Raw genomic sequence first — 8,999 nt, 5'->3', positions numbered from 1 at the left:
GCACGTCGTCGCCGCCGCCGCCGCGCAACACGTCGTCGCCGGCCCCGCCGCGCCGCACATCGTCGCCGGCCCCGCCGCGCAACACGTCGTCGCCGGCCCCGCCGCGCAACACGTCGTCGCCGTCGCGCCCGCGCAGCACATCGTCGCCGCCGCGCCCGTGCATCACGTCGCGCCCGTCATCGCCGCGCAGCACGTCGCGGCCGTTGTCGCCGCGCAGGTTGCGCCCCAGGGCCAGGGACTCGGCGCCCGGCACGTCGACGGCGCGCGGCTGGGCATCCGCCGAATCAAGATCGCGGCTGCTGGCGACATAGAGCGGGATGCCGGCCTTTTCCAGCTTCACGGCCTCCGCATGCAGCGCGGCGCGATGGCTGGCCGCGGTCCCGCCGGGCAGGTATTCGACCGCGAACACCTGCTTGCCCGCGGCCTCGGCCTGCTTGAGCAGATCAAAGGCGTAGTCGAATTCATCGTCGGGCTGTTGGCGCAGATCGCCGGGGCGACCGTTGCGATAATAGAACCCCAGATCCTCCTTGCCGATGCCGTCGATGGCGTCGAGATAGGCTTTTTCGCGGATCAGCGCCGCGCCGTTCTGGCCGATGATGACGAAATCGCGATCCGCGTCGCCGATATCGGCCAGCTTGGCGTCGGTGACTTCGCGCAGATCGGCGACGAAATCGGCCATCAACTTGCGGTAATTCGGACCGGGGGCTTCTTCCTCCCAGTATTCATAGGCCTCGATGATGTCGAGATAGAGCCCGTTGAACCCGGCGGCGACGATGCGCTCGGCGTAATCGAAGACGATCTTCTGCCAGGCCGGGTCCCAGAACCTGACCTTGATGTTGCCCTCCCATTCGGGATTGGCGGCGTCGAGCCACGAGGGCTGGCTGTCCTTCCAGCCGTCCTGCCAGTAGAACCGGTAATCCTCGGCCTCGCCGATGCTGAGATAGGAGACGATCAGCCGGTCGTCGTCGCCGCCGCGCATGCGTTCGAGCAGGGCGGCGTCATAGGGGGCCTCGTCCTCGGCGTAGCTGGCGAATTCGGTGACCACCAGATCGGCGTTGGTGCGGGCGATCTTGCTGGCGCGGGCGGCGTCGATGTCGCCGAGATGATAGAGCCAGGCGTCGACGCGGGACAACGGATTGGGCATCAAGCTTCCCCCGGGGGTTCAGGCGCCAACCAATACGACGCATGGTGAACGTGGGGATTGGTTTGGCCGGGCGCAAATCGCGCGGCGACGCCGGCCTTGGGCCGGGCGCGGGCGCGACGCCGGATCCGGCCGCGCCCGCAAGAGCTTGGCGGGCAAGCCTCAGACGAACCGATTGACCAGATTTTCCAGCTTTTCCTGGCGCCCGGAGCGGGGTTCGGGGTCGATGCCGTCGCTTTCGACCCAGGCGGCGACCTGCGCCAACGTGCGCTTGCCGTCGAGCATCGCGCGGGCGCCCGGGGCCGCCCAGCCGGCGTAGCGGGCGGCGAGCGCGTCGGCCAGCCCGCCATCCTCGATCATCGCCGCGGCGCCCAGCAATCCGCGCGCCAGGGTGTCCATGCCCCCCACATGGGCGGCGATCAGATCCTCGGCGTCCAGCGACTGACGGCGCAGCTTGGCGTCGAAATTCATGCCGCCGGTGGTCAGCCCGCCGCCCTGAAGGATGTGATAGATCGCCACCGCCAGCTCCGGCGGGTTGTTGGGGAACTGGTCGGTGTCCCAGCCCGACTGGTAGTCGTTGCGGTTGATGTCGAGCGATCCGAAGATCCCCAGCGCGTTGGCCGTGGCGATCTCGTGTTCGAACGCATGCCCGGCCAGCACCGCGTGGCCGACCTCGATGTTGACCTTGACCTCGTTTTCCAGCCCGGCGCGCTTCAGCAGCCCGTAGACCGTGGCGACGTCGTAGTCGTATTGGTGCTTTGTCGGTTCCTGGGGCTTGGGTTCGACCAGGATCGCCCCCTGAAACCCGATCTTGTGCTTGTGTTCGACCACCATGTTCAGGAACCGCCCCATCTGGTCGAATTCGCGCCCCATATCGGTGTTGAGCAGGGTCTCATACCCCTCGCGCCCGCCCCAGAGCACGTAATTCGCCCCCCCCAGCCGATGCGTCGCCTCCAGCGCCGCCTTCACCTGCGCGCAGGCATAGGCGAACACCTCCGGGTCGGGATTGGTGGCGGCGCCGGCCATGTAGCGCCGATGCGAGAACAGGTTGGCGGTGCCCCAGAGCAGTTTCGGGCCGCCCGCCGCCATCTTGTCCTCGAACAGATCGCAGATCGCCGACAGGTTGGCGTTGGACTGGGCCAGCGTCGCGCCCTCGGGGGCCGCGTCGCGGTCGTGAAAACAGAAGAACGGCGCGCCGAGGATGCGGAACATCTCGAAGGCCGCATCGGCCTTGGCGCGGGCGCGGTCCATGCCCTCGCCGAACCACGGGCGTTCGAACGTCTCGCCGCCGAAAGGGTCGGTTCCGGGCCACGCGAAGCTGTGCCAATAGGCGATGGCGACGCGCAGATGGTCCTCCATGCGCTTGCCGAGCACCAGGCGGTCGGGGTCGTAGAAGCGAAAGGCCAGCGGGTTGGCGCTGTCGGGGCCCTCGAAGCCCACCGGGGCGATATCGGCGAAATAGCTCATTGGCGCAGCTCCTTGAGCGCGGGGTAGAGCGCGCGCCAGCGGGGCATGGCCGCGGCGTAGGCGTCGCGCAGGGCGGGATCCGGGTCGATGGTCTCGGCGATTTCGGGCGGCGTGCAGACGGCGAGCGGGTCGGCGCCCGCGGCGGCGCAGATCCCCAGCCGCGCCGCCCCGAAGGCGGCGCCGAATTCGCCGGCCAGCGGCACGGCGACGGGGCGATCCATCGCCGCGGCGATGATGCGCAGCCAAAGCCGCGAGCGCGCCCCCCCGCCCACCGCCGTCGCCACGTCGAAATCCGTGCCCGCCGCGCCCAGCGCGTCGCGGCAGTCGCGAAAGGCGAAGGCCACGCCTTCGAGCACCGCGCGGGTGAGGTGGCGGCGTTCGCTGGCGCGGGCCAGGCCGATGAAGGCGCCGCGCGCGCCCGGGTCGCTGTGGGGCGTGCGCTCGCCCGACAGGTAGGGCAGGAAGGCGATTTCGGACGGCTCTGACAGCGCGTCGGGGTCGGATTCCAGTTCGCCGACCATTTCGGCGGCCGAGGCGCCGGTGATGCCCGACAGCCATTCCAGCCCGTCGGCGGCGCTGAGGATCACCCCCATCTGGTGCCACAGCCCGGGCGCCGCGTGACACATGGCGTGCACCGCGCCCGCGGTGTTGGGCGAGAAGCGGGCGTTGGCCACGAACAGCACCCCCGAGGTGCCCAGCGACACGAAAGCCCCGCCCGGCGCCAGCGCCCCGACGCCGCAGGCCGAGGCGGCGTTGTCGCCGCCGCCCCCCGCCACCACCGGCGGCCGGGTCATGCCCCAGCGGGCGCAGAGATCGGCGCGCAGGTCGCCCGAAGGGTCCGAGCCCTCGACCAGCGCCGGCATGTGGTCGCGGCTGAGCCCGCTGGCCGTCAGCAGGTCGTCGGACCAGTCGCGCGCCGCCACGTCGAGCCACAGCGTGCCCGAAGAATCGGACATGTCGGACACATGGCCGCCGGTGAGATGCAGGCGCAGGTAATCCTTTGGCAGCAGCACCTTGGCGATCTTGGCGTAGATGTCGGGCTGGTGGGTGCGCACCCATTCGACCTTGGGCGCGGTGAAGCCGGGCATCGCCTGGTTGCCGGCGACGCGGCGGAAATCGGCGCGCGCCTCCAGCGCCGCGCCTTCGGCCCCGGCGCGCCCGTCATTCCACAGGATCGCCGGGCGCAGGGGCTTGTCGGCGGCGTCGAGCAGCGTGGCGCCGTGCATCTGCCCCGACAGGCCGATGCCGACGCAGGCGGCGACCTCCGCCGGATGCGCGGCGGCCAGCCCGTCCATGGCGGCCAGCGCCGCGGCGATCCAGTCGTCGGGATTCTGTTCGGACCAGCCGGGATGCGGGCGCGAGGCGGTGAGCGGCGCGTCCGCCACCCCGATCATGCGCTCGCCCCCGCCTGCCGAGCCGCCCGCCTCGATCAGCATCGCCTTGACGCCCGAAGTCCCCAGATCGATGCCGATGAAAATCATTGCGCCGCTCCCTTTTCGCCGCCCTGCCCGGTTGCCTCGGGCGCATCTTCGCCCCGCCCGTCATGCCCCCGCCCGTCATGCCCCGGCCCGTCCTTCCAGGTCATGGCGCCGGGGCCGGGCGTGGCGCCGGGGGGGCATTTGCCGAGGATGATCATGCCCAGCACCTCGTCCTTGGTCACGTCGGCGCAGCGCGCCGAGCCCACCAGCTTGCCGTTCTTCATCACCTCGACCCGGTCGGCGAGGTCGAACACGTCATGGATGTCGTGCGAGATCAGAAAGATGCCGATGCCGGTCTTTTTCAATTCGTGGATCAGTTCGGCGACCTGCGCGGTTTCCTGCGGGCCGAGCGCCGCGGTCGGTTCGTCCATGATCAGGATGCGGGCGTCGAACAGGATGGCGCGCGCGATCGCCACCGACTGGCGCTGGCCGCCCGACAGCGCCTTCACCGGCACCTTGAAGCGGGTGAAGTTGGGGTTGAGGCGGCCCATGACCTCGCGCGCCGCCGCCTCCATCGCCGAATCGTCGAGCGTGCCCCAGCGGGTGAGCTTCTCGCGCCCCAGGAACAGGTTGGCGGCGGCGTCGAGATTGTCGGCCAGCGCCAGGGTCTGGTAGATGGTTTCGATGCCGTAGCCCTTGGCGTCGCGGGGGTTTTCGATATGGGCCAGCGCCCCGTCGACATAGATGTCCCCCGCGTCGCGCGCATAGGCGCCCGACAGGATCTTGATCAACGTCGATTTCCCGGCCCCGTTATGGCCGAGCACCGCCACCACCTCGCCGGGGTTGAGGTCGACCGACACGCGCTCGACCGCGTGCACGCCGCCGAAGGCGATGGAGATGTCCTTCATTTCCACCAGCGGCGCGGCGGGGTCGGTTCGGGCCTGCGCTGTCATGACGACCTCTTGCGGTATTCGATGTCCACCCAGACCGCGATCACCAGCACCGCGCCCACGACGATGTTCTGCAGGGGCGTGTCGAGCCCCACCAGCACCATGCCCGATTGCAGCGACTGCATCACCACCGCGCCCAGCATGGCCCCGGCGATGGTGCCGACGCCGCCCGTCAGCGAGGTGCCCCCGATCACCGCCGCGGCGATCACATACAATTCGTCCAGCGTGCCCTGCGCGTTGGTGGCTGCGTTCAGCCTTGCAGTGGAGATCGCGGCGCCGACGCTGACCAGCGCGCCCATGAGCATGAACACCAGCATGGTGACGCGCTTGGTGTTGACGCCGGCCAGCTCCGCCGCCTCGGGGTTGCCGCCGATCGAGAACACGTAGCGCCCGAAGCGGGTGCGCGTGGCCAGCAGGGTCATGGCCACCCCCACCGCCAGCGCGATCAGCACCGGGATGGCGAAGCCGTGGGCGATCTGCAGCCCGCCTTCGGGGACCGTCAGGTCATGCGCCTTGGCGTAGCGCGCCGCCACCCGCTTGGGCCAGGGATAGGCGTTGACCACCGCGGCCGCGCCCAGCGCCAGCGCGCAGCCGATGCCGCCCATGGTGAATTCGGCCCAGACCGGGCGCAGGGGAAAGCCGAAGCGGCGGCGCTGGCGGCGCCCGCTCCAGACCACGTAGATGACGCCGAGACAGATGAGCCCCGCCACCGCCCAGCTCGCCGTCGCGCCGATCGACCCGACGGTGCCGCCGCCGATCAGTCTGAAGGTCTCGTCCATGGGCGCCACGGTGCGCCCCGAGGTCACCCACCACGCCGCGCCGCGCCAGGACAGCAGCCCGCCCAGCGTGACGATGAAGGCGGGCACCCCGAGATAGGCGATGATCCAGCCCTGGAAGGCGCCGATCGCCAGCCCGCAGGCCAGCCCCACCAGCAGCGCCATGACCCAGATCGCCGGGTGGCCGTAGCCCAGCCATTGGGGCAGGATCTCGGCCTGCGCGACGCCGCCGATCATGGCGATCACCCCCAGCACCGATCCGGCGGACAGATCGATGTTGCGGGTGACGATGACCAGCACCATGCCCGTCGACATGACCGCGATGGAGGAGGTCTGAACCGACAGGTTCCACAGGTTGCGCGGGGTCAGGAACACGCCGCCCGACACGATGTCGAAACCGATCCAGATCACCGCCAGCGCGCCGATCATCCCCAGCATCCGCGTGTCGATCTCGGTGGCGTCGAGAAACCGTTTCAGGGGGCTGGCGGATTTCTCGCCCATCGGCGCGCCTCCGTGCAATGATTGGCTTTTCCATGATGTCCGGTTTGCGGCGTTGAAACCCGCCGCCGTCTGAAAGCGCCCCCGCCCGATGCAGGCGGGGGCGCCAGTCGCAGGACATCAGTTGCAGGCGGCGACGCTGCCGGCGGGCACGCCCTGGCAGACCACGGCCTTCTCGACCCAGCCCGCGTCGATCACCACCGACAGGTTGTCGCGGGTGATCGGCACCGGTTTCAGGAACATCGCGGTCATGGACACGCCGCCCGGCCCGCCGGACCACGCGCCGGCGCCCGGCACGTCGCCCAGATCGGCGCCCGAGGCCAGCAGGAAGGCGATGGTGCCCGCCGCCCGGCCCAGTTCGCGCGCGTCCTTCCAGACCGACACGGTCTGCGTGCCCAGCGCCACCCGGTTCAGCGCCGCGTGGTCGCCGTCCTGGCCGGACACCGGCACCTCGCCGTCCATGCCCTGCGCGCTCAGCGCCGCGACGACGCCGCCGGCTGTGCCGTCGTTGGAGGCCACCACCGCATCGACGTTGTTGTCGTTGGCGGTCAGGATCTGCTCCATGTTCTTCTGGGCGTTGGCGGGCAGCCAGCCGTCGGTGTAGGCCTCGCCCGCATTCTTGATCGCGCCGCTGTCGATGGCGCCCTTCAGCACCTCCATCTGGCCCGAAAACAGGAAGTCGGCGTTCGGATCGGCGGCCGAGCCCTTGATGAACACGTAGTTGCCGGTCGGCTGCACGGCGAACACCGCGCGGGCCTGCATGCGCCCGACCTCCTTGTTGTCGAAGGTCAGGTAGAAAGCGGCGGGGTTCTCGATCAGCCGGTCATAGCCGACCACGGGGATGCCCTCGTCCACGGCCTTCTGCACCGCCGGGCCGATGGCGCCGCTGTCCTGGGCGAGAATGATCAGCGCGTCGGCGCCGTTGGCGATCAGGCTCTCGACATCGGTGAGCTGCTTGGCGGCGGAGGATTGGGCGTCCGCCGAGATGTATTTGGCGCCGAGCTTTTCCAGCGCGCCCTTGATCGCCGCCTCGTCGGTTTTCCAGCGCTCCTCCTGGAAATTCGACCAGCTGACGCCGACGACCACCTCGGCGGCGGCCTGGAACCCGGTCGCGGCGAGCGCGCCGGCGAGCATGGCGGGGGCCGCCTTCCTGAACACTGATTTCATCTGATCCTCCCTGATGGCCGCGCAACGCCGCGCGACGCTTTCACCCGCCGCTCCGCAGGCGGAACGGCGATTCCGGCGCGCGCCCGGTCGGCGCGTCGCTGTGCCGGGCGGGGACCGGAAACGCGCCCGGGCCGCCTGGAGTCTGCCTTGGGGCCGGATATTTTTCTTGGACCCCTAAAAAATAAGTGACTCGGAATCCGGGATCGGTCAACATGTTTTGACAATTTCAGGCCGCCGCTTCGAAATATTGCAACGCAACATGCCCATGGCGCGCCGTGATCGGCAGGACGCCGGGTCGGAAAACGGGAGCGTGACGACCGCGAGATGACCGCCAAGGCCGATATCGACCTGGTGCGCCGCCAGAACCGGGCGCTGATCCTGCAGGTGCTGCGCCGGCGCGGCGCGACCGCGCGCACCGGGTTGGCCGAGGCCACGGGGCTGAGTTCGGCCACGGTGTCCGCGATCACCGCCGAGATGCTGGCCGAGGGCGTGCTGGAGCGCCGCGCCGCGGGAACCAGGACCAGCGGCCGGGGCCGCCCGCAAATGCCGCTGGCGGTGGCCGCGGATCACGCGGCGGTGCTGGCGATCGGGGTCTGGGTCGGCAAGATGTCGCTTTCGCTCTACGACCATCGCGGCGGGCTGACGGCGCGGCGCGACGCGCCGCCGCTGGACCCGGACATGGGGGCCGCGGCCATGGCCGCGGCGATCTGCGACGCGGCGGCGGGGTTCCTGGCCGGGCGGCCGCAGGCGGCGCGGCTGGCGGCGATCCCGGTGGCGGTGCAGGGGGTGACCGACGGCGCCGGGCGGGCGATCCACTGGTCGCCGATCCTGGCCACCGCGGATTTCGATCTGGCCGGGGCGCTGGAATCGCGTTTCGGCGTGCCGGCGCAGGTGATGAACGACTGCGCCGCCATGGCCCAGACCCTGCACTGGCGCGATCCGGGGCGCTATTCCCGGGATTTCGCCGTGGTGCTGATCGGCTATGGCGTCGGCATGGGGCTGTTCGTGCAGGGGCGGCCGTTTCGCGGGCAATCCAGTTCGGCGGTTGAATTCGGCCACATGAACCACCTGCCCGGCGGCGCCCCCTGCCGCTGCGGGCGGCTTGGCTGCGTCGAAGCCTACGCCGCGGATTACGCCATCTGGCGCGCGGCCCGCGGCCCGCGCGCCCCCGCCTTTGACGCCGGCCCTGACGCCGGCCTCCAAGACACCGGTCCCGTGTCGGACGAGGCCATGGCGGCGCTGGCGGCGCGGGCCCGCGCCGGCGAGCCGCTGGCGCGGGGCGCCTATGCGGGCGCCGGGCGGGCGCTGGGCTTCGGGCTGGGGCGGGTGTTCGCGCTGATCGGGGCCATGCGGGTGGTGTTCGTGGGGCGCGGCGCCACCGCCTTCGACCTGATGCAGGCCGACATCCGCGCCGGCCTGCGCGAGGCGCTGGTGCCGGCGCTGTCCGGCGAGCTTGACGCCGAGGTGATCGAGGACAGCGAGGGGCTGGCGCTCGAAGGCCTGATGCTGACCGCGCTGGCGGCGCTGGATGCGCGCGGCGCCGGCGCCGCGCGCCCGCCCGGCGCCGGATCCGGCCCTTACG

General features: G+C 70.6%; 7 protein-coding genes. 1 reads left to right on the top strand and 6 read right to left on the bottom strand.

Annotation, left to right across the window (positions count from 1 at the left end; translation table 11 throughout):
* The 6 genes from AC1HC7_RS16685 to xylF form a co-directional block, all read right to left on the bottom strand.
* On the bottom strand, positions 1–1,144 hold a 1,144-nt coding region (locus AC1HC7_RS16685; RefSeq protein ID WP_479499239.1), incomplete at its 3' end, for an MJ1477/TM1410 family putative glycoside hydrolase.
* Positions 1,145–1,303: 159 nt separating this feature from the next.
* Entirely contained in the window at positions 1,304–2,608 is a 1,305-nt protein-coding gene (xylA, locus tag AC1HC7_RS16680) for a xylose isomerase (RefSeq protein ID WP_479495320.1), read from the bottom strand.
* On the bottom strand, positions 2,605–4,089 hold the full coding sequence (gene xylB, locus AC1HC7_RS16675; RefSeq protein WP_479495319.1) for a xylulokinase: 1,485 nt from the start codon (positions 4,087–4,089) through the stop codon (positions 2,605–2,607). Before xylB ends, xylA begins: the two co-directional genes overlap by 4 nt.
* Positions 4,086–4,979, bottom strand: a complete 894-nt coding sequence (locus AC1HC7_RS16670) for an ATP-binding cassette domain-containing protein (RefSeq protein ID WP_479495318.1) — start codon at positions 4,977–4,979, stop codon at positions 4,086–4,088. Before AC1HC7_RS16670 ends, xylB begins: the two co-directional genes overlap by 4 nt.
* Complete coding sequence (locus AC1HC7_RS16665) at positions 4,976–6,253, bottom strand: sugar ABC transporter permease (protein WP_479495317.1); 1,278 nt, start codon at positions 6,251–6,253, stop codon at positions 4,976–4,978. The genes AC1HC7_RS16670 and AC1HC7_RS16665 overlap by 4 nt, the downstream gene beginning before the upstream one ends.
* Positions 6,254–6,370: 117 nt before the next feature.
* Positions 6,371–7,417: a D-xylose ABC transporter substrate-binding protein gene (xylF, locus tag AC1HC7_RS16660; RefSeq protein WP_479495316.1), complete on the bottom strand. Its 1,047-nt coding sequence runs from the start codon at positions 7,415–7,417 to the stop codon at positions 6,371–6,373.
* A 324-nt stretch (positions 7,418–7,741) separates the two neighbouring features.
* On the opposite strand from xylF, the gene AC1HC7_RS16655 reads away from it, so the two are divergent.
* Positions 7,742–8,999, top strand: a 1,258-nt coding sequence (locus AC1HC7_RS16655) for an ROK family transcriptional regulator (protein ID WP_479499238.1), incomplete at its 3' end; no start/stop codon positions are given.

This window comes from Oceanicella sp. (assembly GCF_056449545.1).
The sequence above is the reverse complement of the archived record's forward strand: the minus strand, read 5'-3'. Positions and strand labels throughout refer to the sequence as shown.

Bases quoted from the DNA above. Each gene is read 5' to 3' on its own strand.
- AC1HC7_RS16670 (WP_479495318.1), bottom strand. From the start codon at position 4,979: ATGACAGCGCAGGCCCGAACCGACCCCGCCGCGCCGCTGGTGGAAATG.
- xylA (WP_479495320.1), bottom strand. From the start codon at position 2,608: ATGAGCTATTTCGCCGATATCGCCCCGGTGGGCTTCGAGGGCCCCGAC.
- AC1HC7_RS16665 (WP_479495317.1), bottom strand. From the start codon at position 6,253: ATGGGCGAGAAATCCGCCAGCCCCCTGAAACGGTTTCTCGACGCCACC.
- xylF (WP_479495316.1), bottom strand. From the start codon at position 7,417: ATGAAATCAGTGTTCAGGAAGGCGGCCCCCGCCATGCTCGCCGGCGCG.
- xylB (WP_479495319.1), bottom strand. From the start codon at position 4,089: ATGATTTTCATCGGCATCGATCTGGGGACTTCGGGCGTCAAGGCGATG.